The sequence below is a fragment of the Streptomyces sp. NPDC058955 genome (genome assembly GCF_042741435.1).
In the GTDB taxonomy this organism is placed as follows: Bacteria; Actinomycetota; Actinomycetes; order Streptomycetales; family Streptomycetaceae; genus Streptomyces.
In genome coordinates this window covers 14,522-30,879 of the sequence record NZ_JBHYKM010000088.1, presented here as the reverse complement: position 1 = coordinate 30,879, position 16,358 = coordinate 14,522, and the positions used below count along the sequence as shown (strand labels likewise).

General features: G+C 73.1%; 16 protein-coding genes and 2 tRNA genes. 3 read left to right on the top strand and 15 right to left on the bottom strand.

Annotated elements, in window-relative coordinates; translation table 11 throughout:
• Nucleotides 1-53: 53 nt before the first annotated feature.
• On the bottom strand, nt 54-284 hold the full coding sequence (locus ACFW1I_RS27570; protein WP_384674902.1) for a hypothetical protein: 231 nt from the start codon (nt 282-284) through the stop codon (nt 54-56).
• A 168-nt stretch (nt 285-452) separates the two neighbouring features.
• Between ACFW1I_RS27570 and ACFW1I_RS27565 the strand changes: the two genes are divergently transcribed.
• Entirely contained in the window at nt 453-896 is a 444-nt protein-coding gene (locus ACFW1I_RS27565; RefSeq protein ID WP_384674900.1) for a MarR family winged helix-turn-helix transcriptional regulator, read from the top strand.
• Between the two features lie 93 nt (nt 897-989).
• Nucleotides 990-2,579 carry an MDR family MFS transporter gene (locus tag ACFW1I_RS27560; RefSeq protein ID WP_384674898.1) on the top strand — a complete coding sequence of 530 codons (1,590 nt, stop codon included), beginning with the start codon at nt 990-992 and terminating at the stop codon, nt 2,577-2,579.
• A gap of 100 nt (nt 2,580-2,679) precedes the next feature.
• Here ACFW1I_RS27560 and ACFW1I_RS27555 read toward each other — a convergent pair whose 3' ends face one another.
• The 14 genes from ACFW1I_RS27555 to ACFW1I_RS27490 form a co-directional block, all read right to left on the bottom strand.
• A complete protein-coding gene (locus tag ACFW1I_RS27555) occupies nt 2,680-3,462 on the bottom strand; it encodes a TetR/AcrR family transcriptional regulator (RefSeq protein ID WP_384674896.1) in 783 nt (260 codons plus the stop codon).
• 34 nt (nt 3,463-3,496) lie between these two features.
• A complete protein-coding gene (locus ACFW1I_RS27550; RefSeq protein WP_384674894.1) occupies nt 3,497-5,008 on the bottom strand; it encodes an MFS transporter in 1,512 nt (503 codons plus the stop codon).
• Between the two features lie 78 nt (nt 5,009-5,086).
• Nucleotides 5,087-7,150 carry an ArnT family glycosyltransferase gene (locus ACFW1I_RS27545; protein WP_384674892.1) on the bottom strand — a complete coding sequence of 688 codons (2,064 nt, stop codon included), beginning with the start codon at nt 7,148-7,150 and terminating at the stop codon, nt 5,087-5,089.
• Complete coding sequence (locus ACFW1I_RS27540) at nt 7,147-8,430, bottom strand: glycosyltransferase (RefSeq protein WP_384674890.1); 1,284 nt, start codon at nt 8,428-8,430, stop codon at nt 7,147-7,149. The genes ACFW1I_RS27545 and ACFW1I_RS27540 overlap by 4 nt, the downstream gene beginning before the upstream one ends.
• Before the next feature lie 26 nt (nt 8,431-8,456).
• On the bottom strand, nt 8,457-10,001 hold the full coding sequence (locus ACFW1I_RS27535) for a sensor histidine kinase (protein ID WP_384674888.1): 1,545 nt from the start codon (nt 9,999-10,001) through the stop codon (nt 8,457-8,459).
• Nucleotides 10,002-10,007: 6 nt separating this feature from the next.
• Entirely contained in the window at nt 10,008-10,763 is a 756-nt protein-coding gene (locus tag ACFW1I_RS27530; protein ID WP_384674886.1) for a response regulator transcription factor, read from the bottom strand.
• Between the two features lie 79 nt (nt 10,764-10,842).
• The gene (locus tag ACFW1I_RS27525) at nt 10,843-11,739 is read right to left on the bottom strand and encodes an amidohydrolase family protein (RefSeq protein WP_384674884.1); all 897 of its coding nucleotides are present in this window, start codon (nt 11,737-11,739) and stop codon (nt 10,843-10,845) included.
• Complete coding sequence (locus ACFW1I_RS27520) at nt 11,726-12,061, bottom strand: antibiotic biosynthesis monooxygenase family protein (protein ID WP_384674882.1); 336 nt, start codon at nt 12,059-12,061, stop codon at nt 11,726-11,728. Before ACFW1I_RS27520 ends, ACFW1I_RS27525 begins: the two co-directional genes overlap by 14 nt.
• 85 nt (nt 12,062-12,146) lie before the next feature.
• Nucleotides 12,147-13,004: a DUF2797 domain-containing protein gene (locus tag ACFW1I_RS27515; protein WP_384674912.1), complete on the bottom strand. Its 858-nt coding sequence runs from the start codon at nt 13,002-13,004 to the stop codon at nt 12,147-12,149.
• Nucleotides 13,005-13,107: 103 nt separating this feature from the next.
• Nucleotides 13,108-13,947, bottom strand: a complete 840-nt coding sequence (locus ACFW1I_RS27510; protein ID WP_384674880.1) for a Bro-N domain-containing protein — start codon at nt 13,945-13,947, stop codon at nt 13,108-13,110.
• A 141-nt stretch (nt 13,948-14,088) separates the two neighbouring features.
• Nucleotides 14,089-14,454, bottom strand: a complete 366-nt coding sequence (locus ACFW1I_RS27505; protein ID WP_031003283.1) for a PH domain-containing protein — start codon at nt 14,452-14,454, stop codon at nt 14,089-14,091.
• 96 nt (nt 14,455-14,550) lie between these two features.
• The gene (locus tag ACFW1I_RS27500) at nt 14,551-15,021 is read right to left on the bottom strand and encodes a hypothetical protein (protein WP_384674877.1); all 471 of its coding nucleotides are present in this window, start codon (nt 15,019-15,021) and stop codon (nt 14,551-14,553) included.
• Nucleotides 15,022-15,092: 71 nt separating this feature from the next.
• Nucleotides 15,093-15,165 (bottom strand) — tRNA-Arg (locus tag ACFW1I_RS27495).
• A gap of 331 nt (nt 15,166-15,496) precedes the next feature.
• Nucleotides 15,497-15,587, bottom strand: a tRNA-Ser gene (locus tag ACFW1I_RS27490).
• A gap of 255 nt (nt 15,588-15,842) precedes the next feature.
• Between ACFW1I_RS27490 and ACFW1I_RS27485 the strand changes: the two genes are divergently transcribed.
• A complete protein-coding gene (locus tag ACFW1I_RS27485) occupies nt 15,843-16,286 on the top strand; it encodes an SSI family serine proteinase inhibitor (RefSeq protein WP_384674875.1) in 444 nt (147 codons plus the stop codon).
• The last annotated feature ends 72 nt before the right edge of the window (nt 16,287-16,358 follow it).

Genomic DNA, 16,358 nt, shown 5'->3' with positions numbered 1-16,358 from the left:
CCGGAGGTCTCCGCCGCGACCGCCCTCCCCGAGCGCGCGTCCCGGGGTCTCGGTCAGCCCAGCGCGAGCCAGACGACCGCCGCCACGACCACGATCGCGGCGATCACGCCGGCGATCACGCCGACGCGCGGCCCGCTCTGGGCCGCCGCCACCTGCTGCGGCTGGTGCTGCTGGGGGGTGCCCTCGTCGACGAAGGCGCGGAACATCTGGGTGCTGCCGGCGGGGTCGTAGCCCTCGGGGCCCTGGGCGCCCTGGCCGTACGGTGCTTGCGGGTTGTGTGCCATGGGCCAGGACCCTAGCGAAAGCGGGGTGACGGGCCCAAGCCCTGGCACTCCGCCTCCCCCGGGCCTCCCCTTTGCCGATTCTTTAGCGCCGTTTGACCGATTTAGTTTGCCTGGAGCAACCATCCATCTCTATGGTTGCCCTAAGCAACAAGTTGGAAGGGGTCCGCCGTGGAACCGAGCAGTCGCTACGAGGACCTCGCCCGCGCCATCAGCGCGTTCGGCGCCGTGAAGCGCGGCCTCGCCCGCGTCCTCCCCGGCGACTGCCAGGGCGGCTCCGCCGCCGTGCTCGCCCTGCTCAAGCACCACGGCGACATGCGGATGAGCCGACTGGCCGAGCTCATGGCCGTGGACATGTCCGTGTGCAGCCGCCATGTGGCGCACACCGTCACCCACGGCTGGGTCGAGCGCCTGCCCGACCCCGACGACGGCCGCTCCCGCATCCTGCGGCTGACCGACGAGGGCGTCGCGATGCTCGCCGAACTCGACCGGCGGGTGACCGAAGCCTTCGCCCGCCACCTCGCGGAGTGGTCCGACGACGACGTCGCGCTGCTCACCACCCTGCTCGCCCGACTCCGCGACTCGTTCGGGGACTGCCGGGCCACCCACGCCTGACCACGCACGCCCGACCGACCGCGTACGCGACCGCTCGACCACGCCCCGAGCGCGCCCCACCCGCGCCGACACGCTGGAAACCAGAGGAATCCCATGGCTACGACCACACCCGACACCGGTGTGCGGAGCGCCCCGGCCGACACCGGAGACACCGCCGCTCCGATGACACACCGTCAGATCATGGAGGCGCTCTCCGGGCTGCTGCTCGGCATGTTCGTCGCCATCCTGTCCTCGACGATCGTCTCCAACGCCCTCCCCCAGATCATCACCGACCTGGAGGGCACCCAGTCCGCCTACACCTGGGTCGTCACCGCGACCCTGCTCTCGATGACCGCCACCACCCCGCTCTGGGGCAAGCTGGCCGACCTCTTCTCCAAGAAGCTGCTCATCCAGATAGCCCTGGCCATCTACGTGGCGGGCTCGATCGTGGCCGGACTCTCCCAGTCCACCGGCATGCTCATCGCCTGCCGCGTCGTCCAGGGCATCGGCGTCGGCGGTCTCACCGCCCTCTCCCAGATCATCCTCGCCGCGATGATCGCCCCCCGCGAGCGCGGCCGCTACAGCGGCTACCTGGGCGCGGTCTTCGCCGTCGCCACCGTCGGCGGCCCGCTGCTCGGCGGCGTCATCACCGACACCGAGTGGCTCGGCTGGCGCTGGTGCTTCTACGTCGGCGTGCCGTTCGCGATCATCGCCCTCTTCGTCCTCCAGAAGACCCTCAAGCTGCCCGTCGTGAAGCGCGAGGTCAAGGTCGACTGGGCCGGCGCCTTCTTCATCAGCGCCGCCGTCTCGCTGCTCCTCATCTGGGTCACCTTCGCCGGCGACAAGTACGACTGGGTGTCCTGGCAGACCGGCGTCATGGTGGCCGGTTCGGTGCTGCTCGGCGCGCTCTTCGTGCTCGTCGAGTCCCGGGCGTCCGAGCCGATCATCCCGCTGCGCCTCTTCCGCAACCGGACCATCACCCTGGCCTCGCTCGCCTCGCTCTTCGTCGGCGTCGCGATGTTCGCCGGCACGGTCTTCTTCAGCCAGTACTTCCAGCTGGCCCGCAACGAGTCGCCGACCATGTCCGGCGTCCTCACCATCCCGATGATCGCCGGCCTCTTCGTCTCCTCGACGGCCTCCGGCATGATCATCACCAAGACCGGCCGCTGGAAGGCGTGGCTGGTCACCGGCGGCGCGCTCGCCACCGCGGGCCTCGGCCTCCTCGGCACCCTCCGGTACGACACGGAGTACTGGCACATCGCGATCTTCATGGCGGTCCTCGGCCTCGGCCTCGGCATGATGATGCAGAACCTGGTGCTCTGCACGCAGAACCAGGTCGCCCCCGCCGACCTCGGCGCCGCCTCCTCCGTCGTCACCTTCTTCCGCTCCCTCGGCGGCGCGATCGGCGTCTCGGCGCTCGGCGCGGTCATGGCCCACCGGGTCACCGACTACGTCAAGGAGGGCGTGGCGGAGCTCGGCCCGAAGGCCGCGGCGGCGATGGGCCAGGGCGGCAGCGGCAGCGCCATCCCCGACATGGACAAGCTGCCCGCCCCGATCCGCACGGTGATGGAGAGCGCGTACGGGCACGGCGTCGGCGACGTCTTCCTCTACGCGGCGCCGTTCGCGCTGCTCGCCTTCCTGGTGACGCTCTTCATCAAGGAGGTCGCGCTGAAGAGCAACACCGTCACGGCGGAAGAGGGTTAAAGAGCCCCCGGTCGCGCTTCGAGCGGAGACGCGGCCGGGTACGAGCGGAGCGGCGGGCAGGGGACGGCCCGCCGCTCCGTCATGCTTCCCCGCCGCTCCGTCACGTTCCCGGGGTCTCCCCCGCCTCGCGGGCCACCATCGCCTCGATGCCGGCGACGAGGATGTCCAGGGCGTAGGCGAAGTCCCGTTCCCAGATGGCGCTGACGGAGCCGTGCGAGGCCCGCTCCTCCAGCAGCTCCGTCATCGGCTCCAGCGCCTCGCGGAACTGCGGGTCGTCGCGGAAGGCGGCGACGGAGTCGGTGTAGAAGGCGTCCTGCGACATGCCCGCCTCGGCCGCCCGCCGTTCGAACTGCGACTCGATCGTCCCGTAGCCGTACACGAACTGGAAGACCGCCGACATCGCGCCCGGCTGGCCGCTCACCGGCAGCCCGGAATCCCGGATCGCCTCCTGGATCCTCGCGGCGACGGCGATCGCGTGCGGCCCGATGTTCAGGTACTGGCCCGCGCACGGCGACATCCACGGGTGGCGGACCAGCATCCGGCGGTAGTGCAGGGCGAGCGTCCGGATCCGCTCCCGCCAGTCCGCCCCCGCGGCGACCGTGTCCAGGTCGATCTCCCCGTACACGGTGTCGATCGCGTACTCGATGATGTCGTCCTTGGTGTCCACGTACCAGTACAGGGACATCGCGGTGACCCCGAGTTCGGCCGCGAGCCGCCGCATCGACAGCTTGGCGAGCCCGTCCCGGTCGAGCATCCGCACCGAGGCGGCCACGATCCGGTCGCGGTCGAGCCCGGCGGGGCCGCCACCGCTGCGGGCGGTCCGCTGCTCCAGCCAGACGCTGGAGCCCGTCGGGTTCCTGGTCCGGTCCGCGGCCTTGACCATGCTTGTTCTCCGTCCGTCGGCGGTCGCCACCATGCTAGGCAGCGACGACGGGCTCGGCCGCCACGGACTGCTCCGCCCGCTCGGCCCGCTTCAGCAGGAAGGCGGCGAGCAGACCGCCGGCCAGGACCGCGACCGCGCCGACCAGCTGGCTGGTCTGCAGCCCGGAGGCGAAGGCGTCGGAGATCCGGGCCCGCTCGGCGTCGTCGCCGGCCGCCGCCAGGGCCGCCGGGAGCGAGGTGGCGGTGACGGTGACCAGGGCGGCGAAGCGGGCGTTGAGGACGGCGCCGAGGACCGCGACGCCGAGGCCGTTGCCGAACTCGGCGAGGGTGCCGTTGACGCCCGCGCCGACGCCCGCCTTCTCCGGCGGGATCGCGCTCATGATCGCGTTGGCCATCGCCGGGTTGGAGACCGCGAGGCCGGTGCCCATGAGGACCAGGCCGAGCAGCATGCCCCAGTAGGTGCCGTCCGCACCGCCGCCGACCAGGGCGATCGAGGCCAGACCGGCCGCGACCAGCGTCATGCCGACCGTCACGGTGAGCGGGGTGCCGAGCTTCATCACGATCCGCGGACCGATGCCGCTGAGGTTGAGGACGACGACGGTCAGCGCCAGCGGCGCCATCCGCAGCCCGGCCTCCAGCGGCTCGTACCCGAGCACGAACTGGAGGTGCTGGGTGAGCAGGAACATCGAGCCGCCCATCCCGAACATCACCAGGATCGCGCCGGCCACCGCGCCCACGAACTTCTGGTTGCGGAAGAAGTGCATGTCGAGCATCGGGTACGGGGTCCGCAGCTCCCACAGCGCGAACGCGACGAGCACCACGACCCCGATCGCGGCCGGGACCAGCACCTCGGTCGAGGTCCAGCCGTGCTCCGGGCCGGTGATGATCGCGTACACGGCGGCGGTCATGCCGATGGTGGAGAGCAGCGCGCCCATCAGGTCGGGGCGCTCGCCCTGCGGGTTCTTCGACTCGGGGACCAGCTTGAGGACGGCGACCAGGCCGATCACGGCCACCGGGATGTTGATCAGGAAGATCATCCCCCACCAGTAGTGGTCGAGGATCACGCCGCCGATCAGCGGTCCGGCGGCGAAGCCGAGCGAGCTGACGGTGGCCCAGAGCGCGATGGCCTTCACGCGCTCGGAGTCGTCGAAGATCTGCATGACGACGGCGAGCGTGGTGGTCATCAGGAGCGCCCCGCCGACGCCCATGCCCGCGCGGGCGGCGATCAGCTGCCCGGTGGAGTCGGCGAGTCCCGCGGTGAGCGAGCCGAGGCCGAAGAGCGCGAGGCCGACGGCGAGCAGCTTCTTGCGGCCGTAGCGGTCGGCGGCGTTGCCGGCGGTCAGGAGCAGGCCGGACTGGACGAGCGAATAGGCGTTGATCATCCACTGGATGTCGCTGGTGGAGGCGCCCAGCTCCGTGGTCAGCGAGGGGATGGCGACGCTGAGGACGGTGTTGTCGAGGAGCACGGTGAGCTGGGCGAGACAGATGACGCCGAGGATCAGCCAGCGCTGGGGATGGCCGCCTGTCGCCGTGGGCGTGGCCGTCATGGAAACTCCTTATACGGTGTACGAGGGCCTGGGGCTCGTACACCGTATAGGAGCTCTCGTACGCTGTATAGCGCTTTGCTATTCGGGGGCGGTCAGGTCGTAGAAGGTGGTGCCGCCGACGGTGGTGGCGGTGAAGTTCTCCTGGACCCAGGTGCTGATCTCGGAGCCGCCGCCCATGCCTCCGTCGCCTCCGATGAAGTAGTGGATCTTCCCTTCGGCGACGTACCGCTTGAACTGGGCGAGGGTCGGGGACGGGTCGCTGCCGTTGAAGCCGCCGATCGCCATGACCGGCTTCTCGGTGGCGAGCTGGTAGCCGGCCGCGTTCTGCGCGCCGACGGTCGCGGCGGCCCAGGTGTACGCGTCGGCGTCCCGGAGCAGCTTCGCCTTGGCCTCCGCGCCGACGGTGGTGCCGTTGAGGAGACCGCCCATTCCCATGCCGGTACGTTCACCGAAGTCGGGCATCCGGCCGTTCGGGGACGGCATCTGACGACCGTTCGGGGCCTGGCCGTTCGGGGCCTGGCCGTTCGGGGGTTGCAGGCCGCCGCCCGTACCTTGCCCGCCGCCGTCCATGCGCCGGACCTCGCCGGGGAAGCCGCCGCCGCCCGGTCCGCGCCCGCCGAAGCCCGCGCCCGCCGGGCCCGCCGTGACGATGGAGCCCTGGTGGCCGGTGGAGACCGTCTCCAGGGTGTACGCGAACGGGCCCGCGAGTCCCGCCGCCAGGCCGAGGCCCGCCACGGCGAGGCCGATCCGCCGGTCCGTCCGGCCCGCGGCGAGCAGCCCGAGCGCGGCCACCGCGCCCACGCCCAGCACGGTCCAGCGCAGCCACGGCAGATGGTCCGGCGTACGGCCCAGCAGCATCCAGCCCCACCAGGCCGTCACGCCGGCCGCGACCGCGAGACCGGCGGAGGCGAGCAGCCCGGTCCGCTCCTCCCACAGCACGCCGGCGCCCATGCCGATCAGGGCGGCGAGGTACGGGGCCAGGGCCACCGTGTAGTACTCGTGGAAGATGCCGGCCATGAAGCTGAAGACGGCCAGCGTCATCAGCAGCGCCCCGCCCCACACCAGGAACGCGGCCCGGGCCGTGTCCGTGCGCGGCGCCTTCCGGGTGACGACGAGTCCGGCGAGGAGCAGCAGGAGCGCGGCCGGCAGCAGCCAGGAGATCTGGCCGCCGACGGAGTCGTCGAACATCCGCAGCAGGCCGGTCTCGCCCCAGCGACCGCCCTGTCCGCCGCCGGGGCCGCCACCGCCGCCGACGCTGCCGACCTCGTTGCCGTTGATCCGGCCGAGGCCGTTGTAGCCGAAGGTCAGCTCCAGGAAGCTGTTGTTCTGCGAGCCGCCGACGTACGGGCGCGAGGCCGCCGGCCAGAGCTCGACGAGCGCCACCCACCAGCCGCCGGAGACGATCAGCGCGAGCCCGGCGAGCCCCAGCTGACCGCACCGCCGCAGCGGCCGGGCCGGGGCGCACACCGCGTACACGAGCGCGAGCGGCGGCAGGATCAGGAAGGCCTGGAGGGTCTTCGTCAGGAACCCGAAGCCGAACGCGACGCCCGCCGCGACCAGCCACTTCGTGGCGCCCTCGGGGCGCTCCAGGGCCCGCAGCACCGCGTACGCGGCCACGGTCATGAGCAGCGCGAGCAGCGCGTCCGGGTTGTTGAAGCGGAACATCAGCGCCGCGACCGGGGTCAGCGCGAGCACCGTGCCCGCGATCAGTCCGGCGCCCGCGCCGAAGCGGCGCCGGACGGCCGCGTACAGCACGGCGACCGTGGCCACGCCCATCAGCACCTCGGGCAGCAGGATCTGCCAGGAGCCGAGGCCGAAGAGGCGGACGGAGAGCGCCATCGGCCACAGTGCGGCCGGCGGCTTGTCGACGGTGATCGCGTTGGCCGCGTCGAGCGAGCCGAAGAAGAACGCCTTCCAGCTCTCGCCGCCGGCCTGGACCGCCGCCGAGTAGAAGGAGTTGGCGTAGCCCGAGGCGCTCAGGTTCCACAGGTAGAGGGCGGTGGTGGCGGCGAGCAGGCCGAGGAGGGCGGGGCGCACCCAGCGGGCGTCCTCGGGCCGGCCGCGCCACAGCCGGGCGAGCCGTCCGGGGGCCCGGCGGCCGGCGTGCGCGGCCGGGAGCGCGGGGGGAGTCGTCGCGGTCATCGGGAGTCCCCCGTGGGGTGTCGGCGGTCCGGGAAGACCCAGAGCCGGAAGAGCAGGAAGCGCAGCACGGTCGCGGCGAGGTTGGCGACGACGAGCACGGCGAGTTCGGTGGAGTGCGCCGGGTCGCCGGTCGCCGCGCCGAGCGCGGCGAGCGAGCCACTGGTCAGGGCGAGGCCGATGGCGAGGACCACGAGCCCCTGCGCCTGGTGGCGGACGGCCCGGTCGCGGCCGCGGACGCCGAAGGTGAGCCGCCGGTTGGCGGCCGTGTTGGCGACGGCGGAGACGAGCAGGGCGGCGGCGTTGGCGAGCTGGGCGCCGGCGCCGAGCCGGAAGAGCGAGTACAGCGCGAGGTAGAGGAGCGTGGAGACCACGCCGACCACGCAGAAGCCGACCAGCTGGCGGGCGAGTCCGCCGGGGACCCCGGTCAGGTCGCGGTCGCGCGGGTCGTCGCCGAAGGGCCGGGCGAGCCGGTCCAGCGGCAGCGAACCGGTCGCGAGGGCCCGGCCCACCCGCCAGACGCCCTTCAGGTCGTCGGTGGCGGTCCGCACGATGTGCACGGTCGAGTCGGGGTCGTCGACCCAGTCGACCGGCACCTCGTGGATCCGCAGCCCGGCCCGCTCGGCGAGCACCAGCATCTCGGTGTCGAAGAACCAGCCGCCGTCCTCGACCATCGGCAGCAGCCGCTCGGCGACCTCGCGCCGGATCGCCTTGAAGCCGCACTGGGCGTCGGAGAAGCGGGCGGCGAGCGAGCCGCGCAGGATCAGGTTGTACGCCCGCGAGACGAACTCCCGCTTGGGCCCGCGCACCACCCGCGAGGAGCGGGCGAGCCGGGAGCCTATGGCGAGGTCGGAGTGGCCGGAGATGAGCGGCGCGACGAGCGGCAGGAGCGCGTTGAGGTCGGTGGACAGGTCCACGTCCATGTAGGCCAGGACGGGTGCGTCGGAGGCCGACCACACGGTCCGCAGCGCCCGGCCGCGCCCCTTCTGTTCGAGCCGTACGGACCGCACCTCGGGCAGTTCGGCGGCGAGGGCGGCGGCGATGACGGGCGTGGCGTCGGTGGAGGCGTTGTCGGCGACGGTGACGCGGAAGCCGTAGGGGAAGGTGCGCTTCAGGTGCGCGTGGAGCCGGCGGACGCACGGCTCCAGGTCCTTCTCCTCGTTGTGGACGGGGACCACCACGTCCACGACGGCCCGGCCCGCTTCGCTCACCGGCAGGTGCTCCCGGGCGGGGAGGGTGCCGGGGGCCTGCGTCGCGGGCCCCGCGAGGGTGTGGGTTCGCATGGCCACGACCCTCGCCGGGCCCGCTGTCACGCCGGTGTGATCAGCCTGTGGCCGGCCTGTGAGTCCGCGCCCGCGGGGTTCTTCACCGCCGGGAGGGTCACGGTGAAGACCGTCCGTCCGGGGACCGACGCGACGGTCACCTCGCCGCCGTGGGCGGTGACGACGGCCCGCACGATGGCGAGGCCGAGCCCGGTGGACCCGGCCTGCCGGGAGCGGGAGGCGTCGCCGCGGGCGAAGCGTTCGAAGACGGCGGGCAGCAGCCCGGGCGGGATGCCGGGCCCGTCGTCCTGGACCTCGACGGCGACGGCCGTGCCCTCGTCCCGGACGCGGGCGGTGACGGTGGTCCCGGGCGGGGTGTGGGTGCGGGCGTTGGCGAGCAGGTTGAGCAGCACCTGCTGGAGCCGGGCGGGGTCGCCGCGGACGGCCGCCGGCCCGCCCTCCCCGGGCAGTTCGAGGCGCCAGTGGTGGCCGGGCCCGGCGGCGCGGGCGTCCCCGAGGGCGTCCACGACCAGCGGGACGAGGTCGGTGGCCTCGTCCGAGAGGGGGCGTCCGGCGTCGAGCCGGGCGAGCAGCAGCAGGTCCTCGACCAGACCCGTCATCCGGGTGGCCTCGGACTCGATCCGGCCCAGCGCGTGCCGGGTGTCGGGCCCGCACTCCTCGCGTCCGCGCCGGGTGAGTTCGGCGTAGCCGCGGATGGAGGCGAGCGGGGTGCGCAGCTCGTGGCTGGCGTCGGCGACGAACTGCCGGACCCGGGTCTCGCTCTGCTGGCGGGCGTCGAGGGCCGCGTGGACGTGGTCGAGCATCCGGTTGAGCGCGGCGCCGACCTGCCCGACCTCGGTCCGCGGATCGGCCTCGGCCTCCGGGACCCGCTGGTGGAGCGCGACCTCGCCGCTGTGCAGCGGCAGCCGGGCGACCTGGGCGGCGGTGGCGGCGACCCGGCGCAGCGGCCGCAGCGCGATCCGTACCAGCGCCGTCCCGGCGAGGGAGGCGGCGGCGAGGGAGGCGCCGGTGAGGCTGAGTTCGACGAGGACGAGGGTGGAGAGGGCGTTCTCGACCTCGGCGAGCGGGATGCCGGTGAGGACGGCGTCGCGGTAGCCCTCGGTGTGGACGACCCGGTACGCGCCGAGCCCGCCGGGCAGTTCCACGGTGTGCGCCCGCCCGTCGCGGGGCACGGCGGCGAGCGCGTTCCGCTGCGCCGCGTCCAGCTCCTCGACGGGGAAGAGGGGCTGCCCGCCGGTGTCGGTGCCGGCCGCCTCCGTCGAGTAGCCGGCCCCGGTGACCGCGCCGTCCTCGACGACGGCGACGAGGGCGCCGATCGGGGAGCCCGGATCGCCGAGGACGGAGAGCGGCGAGCGGTCCCGGATCCCGCCGCCTCCGGGCGGCGGCCCCGGCGGCCCGGAGGCCCGCCGGCCGAGCGCGGTCAGCTGCTCGTCGGCCCGGTCGTAGAGGTAGGAGCGGTACGCGATAGTGGTGACGGTGCCGATGACGGCCGCGACGACCGCGATCAGCGCGACGGCGGAGACCACGAGCCGGGTCCGCAGCGACCACGGCCGCCGGGAACGGGGACGCACGGAGGGCTACTCCCCCGGCTTGATCAGGTAGCCGGCCCCCCGCCGGGTGTGGATCATCGGCGAGCGGCCGGCGTCGATCTTCCGCCGCAGGTAGGAGATGTACAGCTCGACGACGTTGGCCTGGCCGCCGAAGTCGTACGACCACACGCGGTCGAGGATCTGCGCCTTGCTGAGCACCCGGCGCGGGTTGCGCATGAGGTACCGCAGCAGCTCGAACTCGGTCGCGGTGAGGTGGATGGAGTCGCCGCCCCGGGTGACCTCGTGGCTGTCCTCGTCGAGGGTGAGGTCGCCGACCGTCAGCAGGGACTCGCTGCGGGCCTGGGCGGCCCCGGAGCGCCGGATCAGGCCGCGCAGCCGGGCGACGACCTCCTCCAGGCTGAACGGCTTGGTGACGTAGTCGTCGCCGCCCGCCGTGAGCCCGGCGATCCGGTCCTCGACGGCGTCCTTCGCCGTCAGGAAGAGGACCGGCACCTCGGGCAGCTCCCGCCGGATCGAGCCGAGCAGGCTGAGCCCGTCGACGTCCGGGAGCATGACGTCCAGGAGGACGACGTCGGGCCGGAACTCCCGCACCGCCCGCAGGGCCCCGGCCCCGTCGCCGGCGCTGCGGACCTGCCAGCCCTCGTAGCGCAGGGCCATGGAGAGCAGTTCGGAGAGGGACGCCTCGTCGTCGACGACGAGGACGCGGACGGCGCCGCCGTCCGCACGGAGCAGATCGGCGCGGGTGCCGCGGCGGGCTGAAGTGCTGCGAGTGGTGACGGTCATGGCCCCACGCTCGCCGCCGCCGCTGAGATCCCCCTTGCGCTTTCCTGTGAATTCCCTGAGAAAGCCGTGGGCGCCCGGGTCAGGGTTTCACGTGAAACATCGCGGCCCCGTTGTCGTGCAGGACCGCCCGGAGCCAGTCGTCGCCGAGCCCGAGCCGTTCGAGGGCGTGGAGCTGGTGGACGTACGGGTACGGGATGTTCGGGAAGTCGGAGCCGAGCAGGACCCGGTCCTGGAGTTCGGCCAGCCGCTTGAGCGCGTCGCGCGGGAAGGGCGCGAGCCGTTCGCTGAAGTCGGTGAACGCCATGGTGGTGTCCAGGTGCACGCCCTCGTACCGCTCCGCCAGCCCGAGGAAGTCCTCGTACTCCGGCATCCCCATGTGCGCGACCACCAGCCGCAGCCGCGGATGCCGGGCGAGCAGCTCCCCGGCCGGCCCCGGTCCGGTGAAGGCGCCGGGCGCGGGCCCGGAGCCGCAGTGGACGACGACCGGCGTCCCGCTCTCGGCGAGCAGCCCCCACACGTCGTCGAGCAGCGGATCGTTCGGGTCGAAGCCGCCGACCTGGACGTGCACCTTGAAGACCCGGGCCCCCTCGTCGAGGGCCCGCCGTACGTACCCGGCGGCCCCGGGCTCGGGGAAGAAGGTCGCCGTGTGCAGGCAGTCGGGCGTCCGCGCGGCGAACTCCGCGGCCCAGGCGTTGAGCCAGGCGCCCATCCCGGGCTTGTGCGGATAGAGCATCGAGGTGAAGGCACGGACGCCGAAGCCGCGCAGCAGCTCGACCCGCCGGTCCTCCTCCTCGCGGTAGGTGATGGGCCAGGGCTGCCCGGTGAGCGGTCCGACGGCGTCGAAGTACGCCCAGACCTTGTCGAGGACGTTCTTCGGCATGAAGTGGGTGTGCACGTCGACGAGCCCGGGCAGCCCCAGCCGCGCGGTCAGCCCGCGGACGGCCTCCCTCTCGTCACTCTCGTCACTCTCGTTCAAAGCCGTAGCTCCGCTCGACCTTCCCGATGTGGCAGCTGTACGCCTCGTACCAGTGCTCCCGCCCGTGCTTCTTCGCCGCCAGGTGCGCGGAGTCGAGGCGCCAGGCGTCGAGGGCCTCCAGGTCGCGGAAGTAGGCGACGGTGATGCCGAGGCCGCCGGGCGTACGGGCGGATTCGTAGCCGAGGAAGCCGGGGACGGAGGCGACCCGTGCGCGCAGCTCGGCGGCGGTGTCGGCGTACCCCTCGGGGGCGTCGGGCCGGAGGGAGGTGAACACGGCGGTGTAGTAGGGAGGTTCGAGACCGGAGACCAGCTTCTGCGTCATGTGATCACCCTCGCCGGGCGGGACGGCCGGTGTCCACAGCCACCGGCCGAAGGGATCCAAGACTTTACGAAGCGGCGCCGGCCGGTCAGAACAGCCCTTCCTGGGCCCCGGTCGCCGGCGCCACGCCGACCGGCACGCTCCAGGCGTCGTCCGCCCCGCACCGCTCCAGACCCCAGCCGCCGAGCAGCCGCCCGTCGAGCACGAGGTGGCGCCCGCCGGGGTCGCGCAGGTGCAGATCGGGGCCGGCGGCGGCGAGCACCCGACCGGTGACGACCCCGCCCTCGACGAGTTCGGTGACGGTCCCGTCGAGCGGCGGCAGCGCGCCCAGGCCGAAGAGCTCCCCGTGGTCGTGCGCGGTGAACGGCAGCGCCTCCAGGGTGTCGCCCCAGCCGCCGACGCCGAGGGCCCGCCCGTACAGCTCCTCGACCTCCGCGGCCCGGGCCCCGGCGTCCGGCAGCCCGACCCGCAGCGCCCGCTTCCGCTCGTACGACACCCGGTCGGGCACGCCGAGCGCCTGCCGCAGCACCTCCTCGGTCCGCCGGGCGGCCATCAGCGGCCCGCGCCCGAGCCAGCAGAAGGCCACGGCGCCCTGTTCGCGCAGCCGCGCGTCCCCCCGGTGCTCCCCGGTGATGCCGACCTTGACCGTGCCGGTCCCGAACCAGGCGAGGTAGACCCGGTAGGGCCGGGGGTCGTCGGCGAAGGTGTCGGCGGCGACGGAGTGGGCCCGGTCGAGGCGCGCGCAGTCGGGGCAGAGCCCGCCGGTCGACCGCCCCGGCACCGCGGCGCCGACGGGGCAGGCGTTCCCCCGCGCCCCGGCGCAGAGCCGGCCGCCGACGGCCCGGAAGGCGAGCGGCCGCCCGTATGCGACCGGGCTCACCCGCCCGCCCCACCAGCGCAGCCCGGCCGAGCCCCCGCTCCACCCGACGCCACCACTCCGCCACACCGCCGGACCGCCTCCCACGTCCCTGCCCTTTCCCCCATCCTCCCTCGCGGGACAGCCCGTGGATGGCGGGGCGGCCCGTGGATCCCAGGGCAGCAGGCTTATCTCAGGGCAGCACGTAGATCCGGGTCCCGTCCGGGCGGGGGTCCCCGACCTCGCGCATGCAGCCCCGCTCGATGAGCAGCCGGACGCAGTCGCGGACGCGCTCGCCGGAGAGCCCGGTGCGCCGGGTGACGTCCTGGGGGCGGCAGCGGACGCCGCCGCGGACGAGGGCGGGGGCGAGGATGCTGGCGACGGCCCGCATGTCGCCGCTGATCTCCCAGGACTCGACGAGCTCCTGCGCGCTGAGCCGGGGCCGGTCCTCGGTGCCGCGCTGCCGGGGGACGGCGAAGCTGCGCTCAAGGGAGTCGGCGACCCTTGAGAGGCTGAGCCGGGTCTCCCGCAGCAGCTCCGCGTACCCGGCGTGGCCGGTGAGGCCGGTGAGGCCGGCGGCGGTCTCGTCGAACCGGCCCTCCAGCCGGACGAGGACGTCCACGAGTTCGGGCGGCAGCACGAACCCGCCGTGCGCCGGAGCCGGTTCGAGTCCGTAGCCGCCGTGCCGCTGCACCTCGGCCACCAGCTCGCCCACCCAGGCCCGGAACGGCTGGGCCTCGGGCGAGCGGCAGGCGGTGACGAGCTGCACGAGGCCGGCGAGGCTGACCATCCGCGCGGTGCCGCGGATGCCGCTGCGCGCGAGTATGTCCGGGCTGGGCGCCAGTTCCCGGGCGGGCGCCAGGCACCAGGCGGGCAGCGCCACGCTCCGCAGCGCCTCGCGCGGCCCCGCGTACCCGAGCCGCCGGGCCACGTCCACGACGGGGAACCAGTGCGCCCCGTCGATCGCGGTGAGCCGCCTCAACCGGCCCCCGGCGGCGGCCCGTACGAAGTCATCGATGTCGATCGCGTCCAACGATCATCACCTCCACCCGCACGCTAGGCCGAAGGCATATTCAACTGACATGCAAATCAGATGGGTTCACCCAAAAGGGGAAGGCCCCGGGCAAACCCGGGGCCTTCGTAGTAATCTCCGCGTCCGCGAACGGACGGGTCGTCAGCGAGCGACGAACTGCGTGAGGATCGCCTGCACCTCGTAGATGTCCACGCCCTTGGTGAAGGTCTTGGTGACCGGCAGCGCCTGGCCCGAGATCCAGATCTTCAGCTCGGCGTCGAGGTCGAAGGTGCCGGCCGTCTCGACGGCGAAGTGCGTGATGCTCCGGTAGGGGATCGAGTGGTACTCGACCTTCTTGCCGGTGATGCCCTGCTTGTCGACCAGCACGAGCCGCCGGTCGGTGAAGAAGATGACGTCACGGATCAGCAGGTACGCGGCGTGCACCTGCTCCCCCTGGCCGAGCAGCCGCGCGTAGTCCTGCTGCGCCTGCGCCGGATCGATGGCGTGCGCGTTCCCGAAGAGCGCCATGGCCCCCACCCCCACTTTTCAGTCAAAAAATACGATCACCCGAACCTAACCGCACGCCCACCACTCCTGGCAACGCCCTTCCGGCCCGCCCGACGATCAGCTCTCCAGCGCGGCAAGATCCCGCCGGAACACCACCCGCGCCGCCCGCGTCGCGTCCCCGTGCGCCTGCCGGGCGACCTGGTACTCCTCGGACGTCACCGTGCACCCGGACGCCAGCGCCTCCCGCACCTGGCGCAGGGAGTGGTACGAGGCGTCGAGGGCCTCCGACACCTCGGTGGCGGCCGTCAGCACCAGCCGCTCCCGCACCTCGTCGCACCCCGACGCCTGGAACGCCTGCCGGATCTTCGCCGCCCGCACCTGCGGGTCCGCGTGGTCCTCGTCGGCGACCAGCCGCATCGCCTCGTGCGCGTGCCGCAGCGCCGCGAGGCAGTCCGCGTACATGGTCCGCCGGTCCTGCAACCGGTTGTCCCGGACGCTCCGCCGCCACCTCAACTGCTCCCCGGCCAGCGTCGCCCCGACCCCGAGCACCGCTCCAAGGGCCGTCCCCACCAATGTCCCCCACTCCATGCGGAGGATCGTGCCCACAAGACATCGAACAAACACAAGAGGCCCGGACTCTTGTCCGGGCCTCTCTGCTGTGCACTCGGCAGGATTCGAACCTGCAACCTTCTGATCCGTAGTCAGATGCTCTATCCGTTAAGCTACGAGTGCTTGTTCTTTTGTTCTCGTCTCCGTTTCCCGGCCCTTTCGGCCCGCTGTCCCGGCGACAGGAAGAACATTACATGAGTCCCGGCGTCATGTGAAATCCGATTACCCCACCCCCTCTGACCTGCGAAAACGCGCTCAGGGGGAGCGGTGGGCGGCGGGGTGGACCCGGGGGTTCCGGGCGGGAAAACGGGGCTGGGGGTGCGGAAAGAGACCGGGGTCACACTGGGTCACGCACGGGGGGAGAGAGCCCGCGGAGCGAAGAGGGGGCCGGCTGGCGTGGAGGTGGCCGGGAACGACGGAAGCCCCGGCCGTGGGGCCGGGGCTTCCGTGAGCGCGGAGGCGGAGGGATTTGAACCCTCGATGGACGATAAAGCCCAAACCGCATTAGCAGTGCGGCGCCATAGACCGGACTAGGCGACGCCTCCTCGCTCCCCGCGCATGCGCGGGGTGCGTGCAGATGATGACACAGGCGAGCCTCGTGTCACCAATCGCTTTCACCGTACTAGGCGGGTGGGGCCCAGGGCAAAGCCCTCGGCGCGTCCGCGCACCGCGCACGCCCCCGCCCGGCGCACCCCGGTTGCGCAACGCCCGCCGGGCCGGAGCGTTAGAAGGGGCGGGGTCGTGCCGGCCCGCCCCGGAACCCGGCCCCCGTTCCCCCTCCCCTTCCCCGGAGTCGCTCCATGCTGCTGCGCCGTCTCGTCCTCGCCACCGCCCTCGCCACCGGTCTCGCCGGCGTCTCCGCCGGCGCCTCCTCCGCCGTGCCGCTGCCGCCGCTGCCGCTGCTCTCGCCGCCGGACTCGCTGACGGTGACCGTCTCCGGGAGCGGGATCCCGGAGGCCGACGGCAGCTGGACGCTGACCTGTGACGGGCGGGCGGGCGGCGACCACCCGGCGGCGGAGCGGGCCTGCGAGCGCCTGGAGGGCTTCGCGCGCGCCGGGGAGAACCCCTTCGCGCCGGTGCCTGCGGACCGGATGTGCACCCAGATGTACGGCGGGCCGGTCACCGCACAGGTGACCGGCACCTGGCAGGGGCGCCGGATCGATGCCCGTTTCTCCCGGTCGAACGGCTGCGAGATCGACCGCTGGGAGAACGCGGAACCCCTCCTTCCGAGCGTCCGGGCCTGACGGACGGGGTCGCCGTTAGACTCCCTCAGTGACAGGGCCGCCGCCCGAGGGGCAAGATGGGGCCGGCCCGCC

Bases quoted from the DNA above. Each gene is read 5' to 3' on its own strand.
- ACFW1I_RS27545 (WP_384674892.1), bottom strand. From the start codon at position 7,150: ATGACCGCGACGACTCCCCCCGCGCTCCCGGCCGCGCACGCCGGCCGC.
- ACFW1I_RS27540 (WP_384674890.1), bottom strand. From the start codon at position 8,430: ATGCGAACCCACACCCTCGCGGGGCCCGCGACGCAGGCCCCCGGCACC.
- ACFW1I_RS27500 (WP_384674877.1), bottom strand. From the start codon at position 15,021: ATGGAGTGGGGGACATTGGTGGGGACGGCCCTTGGAGCGGTGCTCGGG.
- ACFW1I_RS27505 (WP_031003283.1), bottom strand. From the start codon at position 14,454: ATGGCGCTCTTCGGGAACGCGCACGCCATCGATCCGGCGCAGGCGCAG.
- ACFW1I_RS27520 (WP_384674882.1), bottom strand. From the start codon at position 12,061: ATGACGCAGAAGCTGGTCTCCGGTCTCGAACCTCCCTACTACACCGCC.
- ACFW1I_RS27560 (WP_384674898.1), top strand. From the start codon at position 990: ATGGCTACGACCACACCCGACACCGGTGTGCGGAGCGCCCCGGCCGAC.
- ACFW1I_RS27570 (WP_384674902.1), bottom strand. From the start codon at position 284: ATGGCACACAACCCGCAAGCACCGTACGGCCAGGGCGCCCAGGGCCCC.
- ACFW1I_RS27555 (WP_384674896.1), bottom strand. From the start codon at position 3,462: ATGGTCAAGGCCGCGGACCGGACCAGGAACCCGACGGGCTCCAGCGTC.
- ACFW1I_RS27485 (WP_384674875.1), top strand. From the start codon at position 15,843: ATGCTGCTGCGCCGTCTCGTCCTCGCCACCGCCCTCGCCACCGGTCTC.
- ACFW1I_RS27550 (WP_384674894.1), bottom strand. From the start codon at position 5,008: ATGACGGCCACGCCCACGGCGACAGGCGGCCATCCCCAGCGCTGGCTG.
- ACFW1I_RS27530 (WP_384674886.1), bottom strand. From the start codon at position 10,763: ATGACCGTCACCACTCGCAGCACTTCAGCCCGCCGCGGCACCCGCGCC.